The organism is Niveispirillum lacus (assembly GCF_002251795.1).
Taxonomy (GTDB): domain Bacteria; phylum Pseudomonadota; class Alphaproteobacteria; order Azospirillales; family Azospirillaceae; genus Niveispirillum; species Niveispirillum lacus.
Window position 1 is genome coordinate 102096 of sequence record NZ_NOXU01000022.1, and the last position, 15997, is coordinate 118092.

The following is a 15997-nucleotide window of genomic DNA, read 5'->3' on the forward strand; positions in this document are numbered from 1 at the left end:
GCTTTCTTACCATCAGGAATTGTAGTTCGTCCCTGTCAGAAGGGGCAGGCAGAATCAGGCGTCCACCATCTCCGCCGCCTTTTCCAGGTCGACGCTGACCAACTGACTGACGCCGCGTTCCATCATGGTCACGCCGAACAGCCTGTGCATGCGGGCCATGGTCAGGCGGTGGTGGGTGACGATCAGGAAACGGGTAGCCCCGCTGGCCGCCATTTCCTCCACCATATCGCAGAAACGACCGACATTGGCCTCGTCCAGCGGTGCGTCGACCTCGTCCAGCACACAGATGGGGGCGGGATTGCACAAGAACACCGCGAACAATAGCGACAGCGCCGTCAGCGCTTGTTCCCCACCCGATAGCAGCGACAGGACCTGCAGCTTCTTGCCGGGCGGGCTGGCATAAATCTCCAGGCCCGCATCCAGCGGATCATCCGATTCAGTCAGTTTCAGATGCGCGACTCCACCGCCGAACAGCTTGGTGAACAGGCGTTGAAAATGTCCGTCGACGAGATCGAAACTGGCCAGCAGCTTTTCCCGCGCCTCGCGGTTGATGGCGCCGATGCCCTGGCGCAGGCGCGCGATGGCAGCCGTCAGATCATCACGCTCGGTTGTCAGCTTGGCGGTCTCTGCCTCCATCTCCGCCAGTTCGACCTCTGCCCGCAGGTTAACGGGGCCGATGCGTTCCCGGTCCTCCAGCAGGCGCGACAGGCGCTGTTCAAGTTGTGAAGGCGGGGGCATTTCATCGTCCGGGTCAATACCGGCGGCGGCCAGCACCTCGCCCGGTTCGCAATCCAGCTTTTCCCGTATCCGTTCCACCAGACCCGCCAGGGCGTTCAGGGATTGGGCGACGGCAGCCTCAGCATGGGCGCGGGCCTCACGCGCATCGGCCAGCGCACTTTCGGCCTTGCGCACAGCCTGCTCGGCCTGGGACAGCGCCGTCTCCGCTTCGGCCAGGGCGTCGCCCGTCTGGCGGCGGCGGCGTTCAGCAGTGGCGATATGACCGCGCAGGGTCTCCCGCTCCGCCGCAATCTCCAGGGGCCGTTCGGTCAACGCTTCCAGTTCCGCCTGCCCTTCCTCCGCCCGTTCGGTCAGTTCGGACAGGCGGCTGGCCGCCCCCTCGACACGGGCCTTCCAGGACAGTTGTTCGGCTTCCAGGCTGGACAGGCGGCGGCGGCGTTGTTCGGCATCGCGCTTCACCCGGTCTACGGCCCCTTGCGTGCCCGACAGGTGCCCCCGCTGTTCGGCCAGCAGGCCACGGGCATCGGCCACCGCCATGCGCGACAGGGTCGGGTCGGGAAGCGCATCCAGCGCTGCCTGGGCATCGGCAACAAGATATGCGGCCTCTGCCTTGTCGCTGGTCAGGACCTCCAGCGCCTGGGCCAGGGCGTCGCGTTTCGACCGGGCGGCGGCGGCTTCGCTGATCAACCGGGATTGGGCGTGGCGCGCCTGATCAACGGCGGTGAAGGCGTGGCGTACGGCGTCGCGGGCCTGTCGGTCACCCGCCTGGGTTGCCTCCTGCGCGCGCCGTGCCGACAGGACGGCAGCGTCGGCGGCTTCGCTGGCCTCGGCATGGGCGCGGCGGGCGGCAGACAGGTCGGCATCGGCACGGTCCAGTGCCAGCTCGATCTCTGCTAGACGGTTGCGCTGGGTCAGGCGGATGGCTGCTGCCGTGGGGGCACCGGGCGTGGTGGTCAGCCCGTCCCAGCGCCAGGCCCCGCCATCGCGGCTGACCAGGATTTGCCCCGCTGCCAATGTGGGGGCCAGCCGCCGGGCGGTGGCGGCGTCGGGTACCAGTCCTATATGCGACAGGCAACGGGCCATTTCCGCCGGGGCCTTCACCTGCGTCGACAGCGGTTCCACCCCTGCTGGCAGAGGGGTCGTGGCATCCAGCGGCGGCAGGGCGCGCCAATGCCGGGCCGCCGCCTCGTCCAGCGGTGCTGTCAGATCATCACCCAGCGCAGCGGCCAGCGCCTGCTCATACCCAGCAGCAACCGCCACCGCATCGATCAGCGGCGGGAACAGGTCCTCTTCTTCCAGGTTCAGCAGCGCCCGCAACCCGTCGCGTTCGGCGCGCAACTGGGTCTCGCGTGCCTCCGCTTGCGAAAGGATGCTGCGCGCCTCGGCGATGGTGGCCTGCCCATCGCTGCGCGCCTGTTCCAGGGCGCTGTCGGCCTCTTGCTTGGCCATCTCCGCCTGCTCGGCGGCCTCGCGCGCCAGATCCAGCCGTTGCTCGGCCAGGATCAGCGCCTCGGCCGCCACCTGCAGGGCGTCGTCGTCGCCGATGGTCGCGTCTAATGCTGTCAGTTGGGCGGCCTGTTCCGATAGACGCTTTTCCAGGGTGGACAGGCGGGCCTGTGCGTCGCGCAGCCGGTTGGCGGTGGCGGTACGGGCCGCCTCTTCGGATGCGGCCTGTTCCAAGACGCGGGACAGGTCACGTTCCGCCGCCTCCATCGCGTCGCGGGCGGTCAGCAGTGCTTCTTCTGCCGCCTCCAGCTCCATCGCCTCCTCGGCCTGCGCATCCAGCAGACTGGCCCGTTCCTCGGCCAGACGGGCGGCGGCATTGTCGGCATCAGCGGCCAGCGCGCGTTCACGAGCAAGGTCGGTGGCCAGTTGCGCCAGCCGGCGCTGCATGGCGCCATGGGCCTCCTTGACGCGGGCCTCCTCGGCATCCAGTTGCTCGCGCGCGACCAGCAGGCGCTGCAACGCGGCACCGGCGGCGGCATCCTCCTGCCGTAGGGCGGGCAGGGCTTCTGCTGCCTGATCGCGGGCCGTGACGGTGCTGCCGACGGCCAGCATCTGATCACGGACGGCTTGATCGGCGGTGGCGTGGCCGTCACGGGCGCGGTCCAGCAGGCGGTTGGCCTCCGCCCAGCGTTGATGCAGCAATTGCGCCTCGGCCCGGCGGATATGGTCCTGCACCTGCCGGTAGCGCTGGGCTTGCCGGGCCTGTTTACGCAGGCCCTGTAACTGCCCATCCATCGCAGCCAGGACATCCTCCAGCCGGGTCAGGTTGGTTTCCGCCGCGCGCAGGCGCAGTTCCGCCTCGTGCCGGCGCGCATGCAGACCGGAAATGCCTGCCGCTTCCTCCAGCAATTGCCTTCGGTCTGCGGGCTTGGCATTGATCAGGGCGCCGACGCGGCCTTGGCTGACCATCGAGGGGCTGTTCGCCCCCGATGAATGGTCGGCGAACAGAATCTGCACATCGCGGGCGCGGACCAGTTTGCCATTGATACGGTAGTCCGACCCCGACCCGCGTTCCAGCCGGCGGGTAATCTCCAGCTCCTCGGCGTCTGTAAAGGGCGGGGGGGCGGTGCGGGCCTTGTTGCCCAACACCATGGTCACCTCGCAGATGTTGCGGGCGGGCCGGGTCGCGGTGCCACCAAAGATGACGTCGTCCATATCCTCGCCGCGCATACGCTTGGCCGAGGTTTCGCCCATGGCCCAGCGCAAGGCTTCCAGCAGGTTGGACTTGCCGCAACCATTGGGGCCGACAACACCCGTCATCCCCGGTTCGATCAGCAGCTCTGTCTGATCGACGAAGGATTTGAAACCGGAAAGACGGAGTTTCGTGAATTGCACGGGGCGGGCTCTGTAGCCGGATAGGTCGGGGCAAATGACAAAGGGGTGGCGCTTATGCACCACCCCTTTCATATCTGTCGATGACAGACTTTACGAGGCCTTGCGCTTAGCGCCAGCCTTGACCACGGCGTCGGTCAACTGATCCAGGTACGCGCCGGCGATGACATATTCGCCATTCACAATGAAGGTCGGCGTGGAATTGACCTGATGTTCCTGCTGGGCCGTGTACTGGCTTTTGATGATGAAATCTTCCAGCGGCTTGGTTGCCATGCAGGCGTCAAACTGCGCCTGCGACACGCCGGCCAGCTTCCCGATATTGGCCAGATTGGCCAGGAAGTTCTGGTTCAACCAGGTGGACTGGCTGTTGAAAATGGCGGTCTTCAGCGCCTGGGTCTTTGCCCCGCCGGCACAGCGCATCAGCATATGGGCGCGCAGGCCCGGCCCGTTCATCGGGTAATCGCGGAAGATGAACTTCACTTCGCCTGTATCAATGAATTCCTTCTTGAAGGTGGGGAACATCTCCTTCTCAAAATGCGCGCAATGCGAGCAAGCAAGTGAGGCATATTCAACCACCGTCACTTTGGCGTTTGGATTGCCATAGACGATGTCCGCCGTGGCGGCCTTTACATCAATAACAGGGGCTGCCTGACCCAGCGCGGGCAGGGCAGGGGCCAGGGACAGGGCGGCACCGGCGGCCAGGAGGTGGCGACGGGAAAAGTCAGAACCGCTCACGGATGTGATCTCCACCAAGGGAATGTTTGCGCCGACGATAGGGGATGATGATGGCGGCGGCAAGGCGATCAACGGCACCGGGTGTTCAGACCTCATCGATCTGGATCGGCCCGGTCCCCAGCATCCCCTCCAGCCGCGCCAGGGCGGCTGCATTGGTGGCGCGGCTTTCTGTCTCCACCTCACGATACAGTGCCACCAGTTCGCGGCCCCAATCGGTCAGCGCGGTGCCGCCGCCACCGCTGCCGCCGGTCTGGCCCGTGACGGCGGGTTGGGTGAAGGCGCGGTTGATCTGATCGACCAGCAGCCAGGCACGGCGGTAGGACATTCCCATGGATCGGCCGGCCGCCGCGATGGACCCCGTGGCCGCGATGGCTTCCAGAAGCCGGATTTTGCCGGGGCCGATCTGGCTGCCATTGGCGAAATCCAGGCGCAGAGTCAGGCGGGTCATGAGCGCTTCCGGTGCAGGGAAATCAGAAGGGGGCGGCCGTTGCCAGCCGCCCCCCTCAATTGGGTCACAAAAACCTGTTCCGTCAATGCCCGCCACTGCTGGCGGCCTTGGCCTTGCGGCGCTTGGCGGCGATCAGGTTCAGGCTTTCCACGCCGATCGAGAAGGCGATGGCAAAGTAGAGATAGGCCTTGGGAATGTGGAAATGCAGCCCGTCGGCGATCAGGGCCACGCCCACCAGGATCAGGAAGGCCAGCGCCAGCATCTTTACCGTCGGGTGGTCCTGCACGAACTTCGATGTCGGGCCGGCGGCGAACAGCATCACCGCGACCGCGATGATGACGGCGGTGACCATGACCGACAGGTCGGTGGCCATGCCGACAGCGGTGATGACGCTGTCCAGCGAGAAGACGATGTCCAGCACCATGATCTGGGCGATGACCCCACCGAACGTGGCGACCGCACGGGAGCTTCCCGTCTCCTCATGCTGGCCCTCCATTGTATGGTGAATTTCCTGTGTGCCCTTGTAGAGCAAGAACAGGCCACCGCCCAACAGGATCAGGTCGCGGGCCGAAATCGCCAGATCGAAGACCGTGAATAACGGTTCTGTCAACGACACGATCCAGGCGATGGAAGCCAGCAGCCCCAGACGCATGATCAGCGCCAGTGCCAGACCGATCTGCCGCGCCTTGGCCCGCTGCGCCTCCGGCAGACGGTTGGCCATGATGGAAATGAAGATGATGTTATCAATGCCCAGCACAATCTCCAGCGCCGTCAAGGTCGCCAGACTGGCCCAGGCATTTGGGTCATAGATCCAGTCAAACATTGCTTACCCCTGCCCCCAGGAAAGGAATTGTTAACAATCACAGCATAGAGGGGCGATTTGAGAACATGCAATGCTGGCGCACAGGACCTTGCGGACAACGCCTATCGGGCATAGCGTGGCGGCCAATCCTTGCACATGAGGGAAAAACAAGCCCATGCGCCGTCTGGCCCGTTCGCTGCTGCTGTCCTCCCTGGTTCTGCTGCCTCTGGTCGCCCCGGTCACCGCGTGGGGGGAAACTGTGTTCCGGCGCGGAATCGGGTCCGCTCCTGGCACAATTGATCCCGGCAAGGCTGACCTTCATCCGGAATCCATCGTTATTTATGATTTGTATGAAGGTTTGCTGACGCCGGGGCCGGACGGCAAACCCATTGCCGGTGCGGCGGCCAGTTGGGAGATCAGCCCCGATGGCAGGACCTACACGTTCAGCCTGCGCCCAGATGGCCGCTGGTCGGACGGGTCGAAGGTGACAGCGAAGGATTTCGTCTATGCCTGGCGCCGGCTGGCCAGTCCACAGCAGGCGTCTCCCTACGCCTATTATGTCTGGCCCATTGTCAATGGCAAGGAAGTGACCGCTGGCACCAAGCCGCCGACCGAACTGGGTGTGGAGGCGGTGGGTGAGTTGATGTTCCGCGTTAAGCTCGCCGAACCTGCCGCCTATTTCCTGGGTCAGGTGGCACACCAGTCCATGTCACCGGTAAAGGAGGGGGCCACACCCGGTCAGGTAGGCAATGGGGCCTATATGCTGGCCGAGATGGTGCCGCAGACGCATCTGAAGCTGGTGAAGAACCCGCATTTCCGAGATGCAGCCAATGTGAAGATCGACACCGTCATGCATATTGTGACGGAGAATGTGGATACCGAGTTGAAGCGCTACCGCGCCGGAGAACTGGATGCGACCTATACCCTGCCGGTCACGGCGGTGGCCTGGGCGCGCCAGGAAGCGGCTGCGGACTACATGCCCACGCCCACCTATTCCACCTTCTTCATGGCTTTCAACCTGACGCGCGAACCGTGGAAATCATCCCCAAAGCTGCGTCAGGCCCTGTCGATGGCCATCGACCGCGACATCATTGTGAACAAGGTCCTGAATGGTGATCTGCGCCCGGCCTATAGTTTCACCCCACCCGGCAAGGTGGCGGGGTATGAGCCACCGCTGCCTGCCTGGGCAGCCCTGACCCAGACACAGCGCGATGAACAGGCTAAAAAATTGCTGGTGGAGGCGGGATACGGACCCGGAGGCAAACCCCTGCCGCCTGTTGAAATTCTGCTGACCCAGAATGAGAACAACAAGCGTGTGATGATCGCGGTTGCCGCCATGTGGAAACAGAAGCTGGGCGTGGACGTCGTGATGAATAATCAGGAGTTCCGCGTCGTCTCCTCCATCGGCAATCAGAAGACCTACAAGGACACGCTTTATTACGGCTGGATCGGGGATTTCCCGGACCCGATCAACTTTTTGAAGCTGCTGCGCAGCGACGTGGCCCAGCAGAATTATCCGGCCTATCAGAACAAGGAGTATGATGCGCTGCTGGACAAGGCCAATGCCAGCCTGGACCCGGCAGAGCGCCTTGCCCTGTTGGGTCGGGCAGAAGCGCTGTATCAGGCCGACAACCCCTTGATCCCCATCATGCACAATACCCGCCGCCGTTTGGTCAACCCACGCGTCATCGGCTGGACCAAGGCACCGCTTGATCAGAACCCGACCCGGTTTCTGTCCATCAAAGGTTGAACGGGGCAGGTCGGCGGGTAGCGGGGTTTTAACCCCTAGGCCACCTCTTCGACCCCCGCCCGCGACAGGCGGAACACACGGTCCTGCGGCACGGGCAGACGGCAGGCGGTTTCCTGGTCCAGACCGGCATAATGGGCGCGCAGGATACGCCCGCTCATCCCGTGTGAGATGGCGATTGTCGGGCGGTCCACCTCGGCCACAAAAGCCAGCAACCGGTCGCGCACGCCCGCGTACCGCTCCCCATTGGGGGCATGGAACTGCCAGCCATGGGGGCCATGGTCAGCCAGCCAGGGGTTGGCCGCCTCGATCTCCGCCCGCGTCATGCCCTCCCAATCGCCGAACGACACCTCGGCAAGGCGCGCGTCCAACGTGACGGGCAGGTCCAGATGGCGGTTGATGATGCGCGTCGTCTCCTGCGTGCGGCCCAATGGGCTGGACACCAGTCGCACCTTGTCGCGCCACTCAGGGATATCCGCCATGAGCCGTTTCAGGATAACGCCCACCTGGTCGGCCTGGGCACGGCCCCGTTCGGTCAAGTCACTGTCCAACTGCCCCTGGCAGCGGGCAGCAACATTCCATTCGGTCTGGCCATGACGGACCAGAAAGATGGGGTGACCGGCGATCACCCGTTGTTCCAGCATCATGTCCATGGGTTTACGGCCACTTCACTTCCGGTGGCATGGACATCAGGATCGCCTCGATATTACCGCCGGTTTTCAGCCCGAACAGGGTGCCGCGGTCATGCAGCAGGTTGAATTCGACATAGCGGCCCCGGCGGACCAGTTGGTGGTCGCGCTGGGCGTCGTTCCAGACCGCGTGCATGCGTCGCGCCACGATGCGCGGATAGACATCCAGGAACGCCTGCCCTACCGCGCGGGTGAAGGCAAAGTCATCCGCCCAGTTGCCGGTGTCCAGTTGATCATAGAAAATGCCGCCCACGCCACGCGGCTCGTTCCGGTGCGGCAGGAAGAAGTAGCGGTCGCACCATTCCTTATACTTGGCATAGTAACCATCGCCATGCGCATCGCAGGCCCCCTTCAGGGCGGCATGGAAATCGGCCTTGTCCTCTTCCGTTTCCACCCCGTCCAGGAACATGGGTGTCAGGTCGGCCCCACCGCCAAACCAACTCTGGCTGGTTACCAGCATCCGGGTATTCATATGCACAGCCGGCACCAGCGGGCTTTGCATATGGGCGACCAGGGAAATGCCGCTGGCCCAAAAATGTCCGTCGCCACCGGCGCCGGGGATAGAGGCGCGGAATTCTGGAGAGAAAGTGCCATGGACGGTGGAGACATTCACCCCCACCTTCTCGAACACACGGCCCTTCATGACGCTCATGACGCCGCCACCGCCGTCACCGCCATCATGGTTGGGGCGGTCCCACGCCTTACGCTCGAATCGCCCGGCGGGCCGGCCGGCATGCGGGCCACTGGCCAATTCATCTTCCAGCCGTTCAAATGCGGCACAGATCTGGTCACGCAGGCTTCCAAACCACGCTTTCGCTTGGGCTTGACGGTCGGCCAGGATGTCGGGCGGCGGCAGGGGTGTCGGCATGGGCGGGTCCAGGTGACAGAGGCAGTAGGGGTCTAAACGGTTTAACCGTTCCCGCCCGCGCTGGAAATGATTGTTTGGGCGTCCGCAGTGTCAACCTGCCTTAACACCTCGCCCAGCACCATCGCCGCCGCGATGGCGACGTTCAGCGACCGCGTGCCCGGCCGCATCGGGATCAGCACGCGCAGGTCGGCGGCGTCATGCACATCATCGGGCACGCCCGCACTTTCCCGGCCCAACAGCAGGACATCGTCTGGCCGATAGGTCACCTGTGTATATGGCACGGCGGCCCGCGTGGTCAGCAGGACCAGACGTCCGCGCCGTTGTGCCTGGAACGCCGCCCAACTGACATGCCGGGTGACATCGGCATGGTCGGCATAATCCATGACAGAGCGCTTCATGCGCTTGTCATCAAGGATAAAGCCGCAGGGTTCGATGATATCCAGCCCGACGCCGGTGCAGGCGCCAAGACGCATCAGGGTTCCGGCATTCTGGGGAATGTCGGGCTGGTAAAGGGCCAGACGGGGCAAGGTGTTAACTTTACGTCAAAACGTCCAGGTACATGCCGCGGCGGTAACGGGCCGGCAGGCGCAGCATGCCATCCACAATCAAAGCCGCCAGTTCCTTGGCATTGGGCCAGCGATTGCCGGGTCGTCCCATGGGGATGGGGCGACCGCCGGGGCCGGTTACCGCCATCACGCCACGCCGGCCACCACCCTCAATCACGCTGCCACCCAGACCGGTGGGACCGGCGGAAGAGGGGTTCATGCGGGTATCGACCATGACGATGCCATCCAGACTGAAAGAGTTTGATTTATTCTATAGGGAAAGCAGGCTCGGTGAAAGGGGTGTCCCCTGCTGCTGCATGGCGGAAATGCCAGCCGCCGCCCCCGCCCATGGGCTTGACTCTGCTTTCCCCCTCGTTTATCAACGCGGCTTCGTTGGTTGGGGGAGACCCTGACCGGCAAGGTTTTTTTCGTCTTAGGTGCGCCCCGGTTCTGGTTCCGTGGCCGCCAGCAGCAAGAGAATAGGTGCTTCCATGTCCCGCAAGTGCGCCGTGACCGGCAAGGGTGTGCAGACCGGTAACAACGTCTCCCACGCCAACAACAAGTCCCGCCGGCGCTTCCTGCCGAACCTGCAGGAAACCTCGCTGATGTCCGACGCGCTGGGCCGCATGGTCCGTCTGCGCCTGTCGACCAACGGCATCCGCACCATCGAACACAAGGGTGGCCTGGACGCCGCTCTGCTGGATATCGCTGATGCCAAGCTGGACACCGATGCCCGCAAGGTGAAGAAGCAGATCCAGAAGGTCCTGGCCGCTAAGACCGCCGCCTGATCGGCGTCTGTCGGTTCCAGGTTCGCTGCTGACGGTATCGTCGGCCCCGCGAGACACCCGGTCGGGTCGTTTCGCGGGGCTGCTGCCGTTTTAGGGGTTTTCTGGTTCTTTCAGGGGCCGGGCGCCGCCATCCGGCGGTTTGGCTGACGGCACCAACCCGCTCATGTTCAGGCTGCTCCGCCCATGTCGCTGTCCCCCGCCGACCTGATCGCCTTTCTGAATGCGGTGCCGCCAGAGGCGCTGCTGCTGTGTCAGGCGCTGTTCTGCTTTGGCACGATCTTGCTCCTGGTGCGGCTGTTCGGGGCGCCGGGCCTTTATCTCTACATCGCCACCGCCGTGATCGCGGCGAATGTGGAAGTCTTGAAGGCAGTGCAGTTCAGTTTTTATGACCATCCGGTGGCCATGGGCACGGTCCTGTTCGGATCAACATATCTGGCCACCGATATATTGACCGAACATTACGGGCGCGATGCGGCCCGCAAGGCGGTGTTCCTGTCCTTTGCGGCCTATCTTCTGTTCACCCTGTTCATGATCATCACGCTCGGCTATCGCCCGATGACGGCAGAACAGGCGGGTGCCGACATGGCGTGGGCCCTGCCGATGCAGGACCATATCGCCGCCATCTTTACCCCCGCCCCCGCCCTGTTCGCGGCCGGCATGACGGCCTACCTGACCAGCCAGTTGTTCGATGTCTGGGTCTATCAGCGCATCCGCGGTGCCACCGGCGACCGCCATCTCTGGCTGCGTAATAATGGCAGCACCATGCTGTCGTCCCTGGTCGATAACGTCATCTTCTCCGTCCTGGCCTGGGTCGTCTTCGCCCCCGATCCGGTCGGTTGGGAGGCGCTGCTCTACACCTATATCCTGGGCACCTATGGCATGCGGGTGGCGCTGTCCATCCTGGACACGCCCTTCATGTACCTGTCCCGGCGCATGGTGCGGCGGGTGGATGGGGCGGTGGTGAAAGGTTGATGGAAGAACCAGAATTTCACCCAGAAGATTGAAGCAGCCCCCTGACCTGACATAGGATTTGTTGTCAGGTTGGGGGGGATAAGCGGTGGATGATGTCGGCGGCGGTGGCGAATTCCGGTCGATCAGTGCTGGCAGTGAAAGCCGCAGCAGCATTGAGAGCGGCAGTATAGATACAAGCCGTGGTGACATGCTGCGTCGAGTCGCCATGGCCATGGCCAGCGGTTTCATGCCACGCGACCCGACCCATCGCGGGGGTGCCCTGTTCCTGATCGGTGCCGGCTGTTCACGGTCCGCCGGCGTTCCCCTTGGTTGGGAAGTTGCCGGCATCGCCTGCGCCATGATGGCCGAGAAACTGGCCCCTGCAGACATGCGGACGCGATTTGAACTGTCGCCAGACCTGTCGAAGAACGAGGCTATCTTCGAGGAAGCACTTAAATTCCTGAAGAATAAAGCGCTCCTGGACCGCGCCACCAGTCTGGCAAGCGGTTACAGCCATATCTTTGAGCAATTGTTCAGTGACCAGAGCCAGCAGAACGAAGTTATCAGCAAGGCATTGGAGTTCGGGCGAAACCAGATCAATTGGGCGCATATCTGCCTGGGCCAGTTGGTGCATGAACGGTACGTTCATACGGTCCTGACAACGAATTTCGATACGCTGATTCTGGACGGCATTGTCCGCTGCGGTACGATCCCAGCCGTCTCCGACAGTCTGGACACCATCAATCGGATTCGCGGCAAGTCACCGCATCCGCAACTGGTGCATCTCCACGGTTCGCGCCATGCCTATTCACAATTCAACAAGGCTGCTGACCTCACCGGCACCACTGATCGCGACGATCTGAAACAGATGATCGCGGAGTTACTGCGCGATTCCACCGCCCTTGTCGTTGTGGGCTATGCCGGTGGGGAAGAGGCGGTGATGCGCCATCTGGGCGAGGCCGTGAAACGGTATCCGGACAAACCCATTTTCTGGGTGACCAAAAGCACCAGCCTGGAAAGCCAGTCAAAGGCGACCCAAACCCTGTTGAGTGGCCATGACAAGACCCGAAAGCCCCGTTACTTCATGGGAGGGTGGGACGCGGATGATTTCTTCCGTGCCCTTATGCAACAACTGACCATCAGTCTGCCCAACTGGATGCTTGATCCGGTCCAGTTCTGGATGGAACGCGCCCAAGAGATCGTCAAACCATCCAACGTCGTCGGCACCTATGAGAACACCATCACATCGCTAATTGATGATTACTCACGGCGGTTGCAACAGCTAAAGGATTGCCAGACTCATAAGGCGGTAGATGCCCCCACTGAGACTGCTGAGAGAATCCGCCAACATATTGCAGCCGGCAATATCAATGGGGCTTGGCAAGAGACTGAGGCCGCAAGGTCACCAGATGCATATCAGGATGTCCTGGTTGAGCTTTTGCATTTCACCGCGGAGAATGCCAAGTCATCGGGCGATCATGACCTGATGGAGAAAGTGCTTTGGTGCATTGATCAAATCCATCAGCGGATTGATAAGCAAGGAACAGATTGGGGCGGCGTCGACGACGCTCTAAAGGAAATTTACGACATTTTTCTTTCATGCAGCCTGGGGGGCTACCCGGAGCAAATACGAGCACATGCCGTCGAAACAGCGAAAGAAGGTGTTAAACGTCGGCTCCACCTTGCCGCACAGTCGCCGGCACGTTTCAACGCAGCCGTAGCGGATGGCTGGCACCAATTATCGAACCGGTTCGCTGACATCGGAGACATCAATGCAGGGCTGGATGCCATCCGCCGAGCAGTCGCGATTTATGAGACGCTGGCCGCCGAGAACCCCAGTCGCTTCAATCCAGACTTGGCAAAGAGCTTAAACATCCTGTCCGTTCACCTGTCCGATGCGGGCGAGACAGAGGGGGCGCTGGATGCCATCCACCGGGCCATCGCGATTTATGACACGCTGGTCGCCGATAACCCCAGTCGTTTCAATCCAGACTTGGCACTGTGCCTGAACAACCTTTCCGTCCACTTGACCAGTGCGGATAACGCTAAGGGGGCGTTGGAGGCCTGCCGCCGGGCCGTCGCGATTTATGAGACACTTGCCGCCGAAAACCCCAGTCGCTTCAATCCAGACTTGGCAAGGGGCTTGAATAACTTAGCCATTGACCTATCCGATGCGGAAGACGCGAAGGGGGCAGTGGACGCAGTCCGCCGGGCCGTCGCTATTTATGAAGCGCTAACCGCAGAGAATCCAAGCCGTTTCAATGACGCCTTGGCCATGAGCCTAAGCAACCTGTCCCTTCGTCTAGCCGATATGGGCGACGAGAACGGGGCGCTGAACGCCATCAGCAGAGCTGTCGAGATCAGAGAGATGTTGGCGGCCGAGAATCCCGGTCTCTTCAATCCAAACCTGGCCGTTAGTCTGACGCTTCTTGCACGGCAGACCTTTGAACATGGTGACGGGGCCGGGGCCATCGGCCTAACCGAGCGGGCGATCAGTTTGACCACCCCCCAGGCCAAGGCCTACCCAAGCAGCAAGGCTGGGCGTTGGCTTTCCTGGATGCAAGCCGAACTCGCCCGCTTCCGCGCCACCTCATCCCCCAGCACCCCCACCCCACCCTAATCCGCCCTGCCATTCCTCACCACTTCTGTACAAAAGCGCCGTTTTCGCCAATACCGGTAGGCGAGCGGCGCTGTGCGCCTGAGCACCCCCTTCCCTGAAAGTCTGTCTTCACACCATGGCCATCTCCTACCCCGGTTTTTCCTTCGACATCACGCATCGCGATCCGGCGGGCAGCAAGGCGCGCATTGGCACGCTGTCCACGCCGCATGGTTCCATCCAGACGCCGAACTTCATTTTCTGCGGCACCAAGGCGGCCATTAAGGGGCTGACGACGGAGCAGATGCGGGAGGAGAAGACCGACATCATCCTGGCCAATACCTATCATCTGATGATCCAGCCGGGGGCCGATCTGGTGGCCAAGCTGGGGGGCCTGCATAAGATGATGAACTGGCACGGGCCGATGCTGACCGATAGCGGCGGGTATCAGATCTTTGCCATGGGCCATGGGTCGGTGGCCGATGAGGTGAAGGGGCGGCGCACGACAACGCGGGAAAAGACCCTGTTGAAGATCACCGAAGAGGGGGCGACCTTCCGGTCCTACACCAACGGGGAAAAGCTGTTCCTGACGCCGGAAAAGTCCATCGATATTCAGCGCAAGCTGGGCCCGGATTTCGTGGTGCAGTTGGATGAATGCACGCCGTTCCATGTGGACCGGAAATATACCGCCCGGTCGATGAAAATGTCCCACCGCTGGGGCGACCGGTCGCTGACCGCGTTCAAGGAATTTGGCGGCATCTCGGCCAACGGCCTTCCCCAGGCCATGTATGGCATTGTCCAGGGCGGGGTCTATCCAGACCTGCGCAAGGAGAGTGCGGAGATTGTGGGGTCCCAAGATTTCTTCGCCACCGCCGTCGGCGGTTGCCTGGGGGCCACGCGCGAGCAGATGCATGAGGTTGTGGGCATGGCCATGGCGCATGTGCATCCCACCCGGCCTGTGCATCTTCTGGGCATTGGCGGCATTGTCGATATTTTCGAGGGCGTGGCGCTGGGCATCGACACGTTCGACTGTGTCAGCCCGACGCGAATCGCCCGCCATGGCTGGGCTCTTGCCCCCGGTGCCAAGGGCGAGCGGTTGAACATGCGCAATGCGCGGTTCAAGGATGATGACACCCCCATCGATCCCGACTGCGACTGTTACGCTTGCCGTACCGCCAGCCGTGGCTATATCCACCATCTGCTGAAGGCGGAGGAGATGCTGGGCATGCAGTTGCTGACCCTGCACAATGTCCACACCATGAACCGCCTGATGCGCGATATCCGTGCGGCCATCATCACCGGCACCCTGGCCGAGGCGCGGCGCAAATGGGTGTGGCAGCCGGGGGACAGTGAATGAGCATGCCCGCCAGTGGCAGCGGCGTATCCGCCATCGTGGCCGGCCTGTCCGGCGTGGTGGATGAACATCTGCGCTGGTTGACGCAATGGCACAAGGCGGCCCTGTTCACGCGCGACAGCGGCCTGTCAGGGCCAGATGCCGCCCCGGAGCCGAAGGGTTTCGCAGCGTGGGCCGGGCGGGTGAAACATGGCAGCATGGCCCACCAACCGGCCTTTGACCGGCTGGTGCAACTGCACGATCAGTTGCACCGGATGGGCCGTCTGACCCTGATGCGCGCGGCAGAGGGCGATGCGCCGGATTACGCCACCTACCAGGCTGTGCTGGATAAGTTTGATGAGTTCATTCAGCAATGTCGGCGCATCGAACGCGCCCTGTCGGTGGCAGGCAGCGGCATTGACCCGTTAACGGGCCTGCGCAACCGTACCGGTCTGGCGGACGAGGTGTCACGCGAACTGGCGCGGTTTGCCCGCACGGGGCAGCCCTTCTGCGTGGCGCTCTGTGACCTGGATAAGTTCAAGTCGGTGAACGACACCTATGGGCATGAGGCGGGTGATCGGGTCCTGGTGGCAGCGGCCGGATGTCTGACGCGCGGTATCCGGGCGATTGATGAGGCCTTCCGCATGGGGGGCGAGGAAATCCTGATCCTGCTGAAGGAAACCCACCTGGCCGAGGCACTGGTGGTGCTGGACCGGCTGCGCGCCGATCTGGCGGCGACCCCAGTGCAACTGGCCGATGGGCAGGTGCTACATGTCACGGCCAGCTTTGGCGCGGCGGAGGTGATGGGGGAGATCAGCGTCGACGCCCTGGTCGACCGTGCCGATCAGGCGCTGTATGCCGCCAAACATGGCGGACGCAACCGCGTGGAGGCGTGGCGGGAAACGGCCACGCCCTGATC

General features: G+C 62.8%; 14 protein-coding genes. 6 read left to right on the forward strand and 8 right to left on the reverse strand.

Annotation, left to right across the window (positions count from 1 at the left end; translation table 11 throughout):
• Positions 1–54: 54 nt before the first annotated feature.
• The 4 genes from smc to CHU95_RS04455 all read right to left on the reverse strand — a co-directional run bounded on the left by smc (position 55) and on the right by CHU95_RS04455 (position 5582).
• Positions 55–3579, reverse strand: a complete 3525-nt coding sequence (gene smc, locus CHU95_RS04440; RefSeq protein WP_094454302.1) for a chromosome segregation protein SMC — start codon at positions 3577–3579, stop codon at positions 55–57.
• 90 nt (positions 3580–3669) lie between these two features.
• On the reverse strand, positions 3670–4311 hold the full coding sequence (locus CHU95_RS04445) for a DsbA family protein (RefSeq protein WP_165772005.1): 642 nt from the start codon (positions 4309–4311) through the stop codon (positions 3670–3672).
• Positions 4312–4396: 85 nt separating this feature from the next.
• Positions 4397–4759, reverse strand: coding sequence for a winged helix-turn-helix domain-containing protein (locus CHU95_RS04450; protein ID WP_094454122.1), 363 nt, complete (start codon positions 4757–4759; stop codon positions 4397–4399).
• Positions 4760–4841: 82 nt separating this feature from the next.
• Positions 4842–5582 carry a TerC family protein gene (locus tag CHU95_RS04455; protein WP_094454124.1) on the reverse strand — a complete coding sequence of 247 codons (741 nt, stop codon included), beginning with the start codon at positions 5580–5582 and terminating at the stop codon, positions 4842–4844.
• A 154-nt stretch (positions 5583–5736) separates the two neighbouring features.
• On the opposite strand from CHU95_RS04455, the gene CHU95_RS04460 reads away from it, so the two are divergent.
• Positions 5737–7311: a peptide ABC transporter substrate-binding protein gene (locus CHU95_RS04460; RefSeq protein ID WP_094454126.1), complete on the forward strand. Its 1575-nt coding sequence runs from the start codon at positions 5737–5739 to the stop codon at positions 7309–7311.
• 35 nt (positions 7312–7346) lie between these two features.
• Here CHU95_RS04460 and CHU95_RS04465 read toward each other — a convergent pair whose 3' ends face one another.
• Genes CHU95_RS04465 through CHU95_RS04480 form a run of 4 tightly spaced genes read right to left on the reverse strand, consistent with a single transcriptional unit; the run spans position 7347 to position 9645 of the window.
• The gene (locus CHU95_RS04465) at positions 7347–7961 is read right to left on the reverse strand and encodes a histidine phosphatase family protein (protein ID WP_094454128.1); all 615 of its coding nucleotides are present in this window, start codon (positions 7959–7961) and stop codon (positions 7347–7349) included.
• A 4-nt stretch (positions 7962–7965) separates the two neighbouring features.
• Entirely contained in the window at positions 7966–8865 is a 900-nt protein-coding gene (gene hemF / locus CHU95_RS04470) for an oxygen-dependent coproporphyrinogen oxidase (protein ID WP_094454130.1), read from the reverse strand.
• Between the two features lie 41 nt (positions 8866–8906).
• On the reverse strand, positions 8907–9392 hold the full coding sequence (locus CHU95_RS04475; RefSeq protein ID WP_094454132.1) for a tRNA (cytidine(34)-2'-O)-methyltransferase: 486 nt from the start codon (positions 9390–9392) through the stop codon (positions 8907–8909).
• A 10-nt stretch (positions 9393–9402) separates the two neighbouring features.
• Positions 9403–9645 carry a hypothetical protein gene (locus CHU95_RS04480; protein WP_245837863.1) on the reverse strand — a complete coding sequence of 81 codons (243 nt, stop codon included), beginning with the start codon at positions 9643–9645 and terminating at the stop codon, positions 9403–9405.
• 256 nt (positions 9646–9901) lie between these two features.
• Here CHU95_RS04480 and rpmB point away from each other — a divergent pair, with 256 nt between their 5' ends.
• The 5 genes from rpmB to CHU95_RS04505 all read left to right on the forward strand — a co-directional run bounded on the left by rpmB (position 9902) and on the right by CHU95_RS04505 (position 15995).
• On the forward strand, positions 9902–10198 hold the full coding sequence (gene rpmB / locus CHU95_RS04485) for a 50S ribosomal protein L28 (protein WP_094454134.1): 297 nt from the start codon (positions 9902–9904) through the stop codon (positions 10196–10198).
• A gap of 183 nt (positions 10199–10381) precedes the next feature.
• On the forward strand, positions 10382–11170 hold the full coding sequence (locus tag CHU95_RS04490) for a queuosine precursor transporter (protein WP_094454135.1): 789 nt from the start codon (positions 10382–10384) through the stop codon (positions 11168–11170).
• Positions 11171–11375: 205 nt separating this feature from the next.
• Entirely contained in the window at positions 11376–13769 is a 2394-nt protein-coding gene (locus CHU95_RS04495; protein ID WP_165772006.1) for a tetratricopeptide repeat protein, read from the forward strand.
• Between the two features lie 115 nt (positions 13770–13884).
• A complete protein-coding gene (gene tgt, locus CHU95_RS04500; RefSeq protein WP_094454139.1) occupies positions 13885–15102 on the forward strand; it encodes a tRNA guanosine(34) transglycosylase Tgt in 1218 nt (405 codons plus the stop codon).
• Positions 15099–15995 carry a diguanylate cyclase gene (locus CHU95_RS04505; RefSeq protein ID WP_094454141.1) on the forward strand — a complete coding sequence of 299 codons (897 nt, stop codon included), beginning with the start codon at positions 15099–15101 and terminating at the stop codon, positions 15993–15995. Before tgt ends, CHU95_RS04505 begins: the two co-directional genes overlap by 4 nt.
• Positions 15996–15997 lie beyond the last annotated feature (2 nt).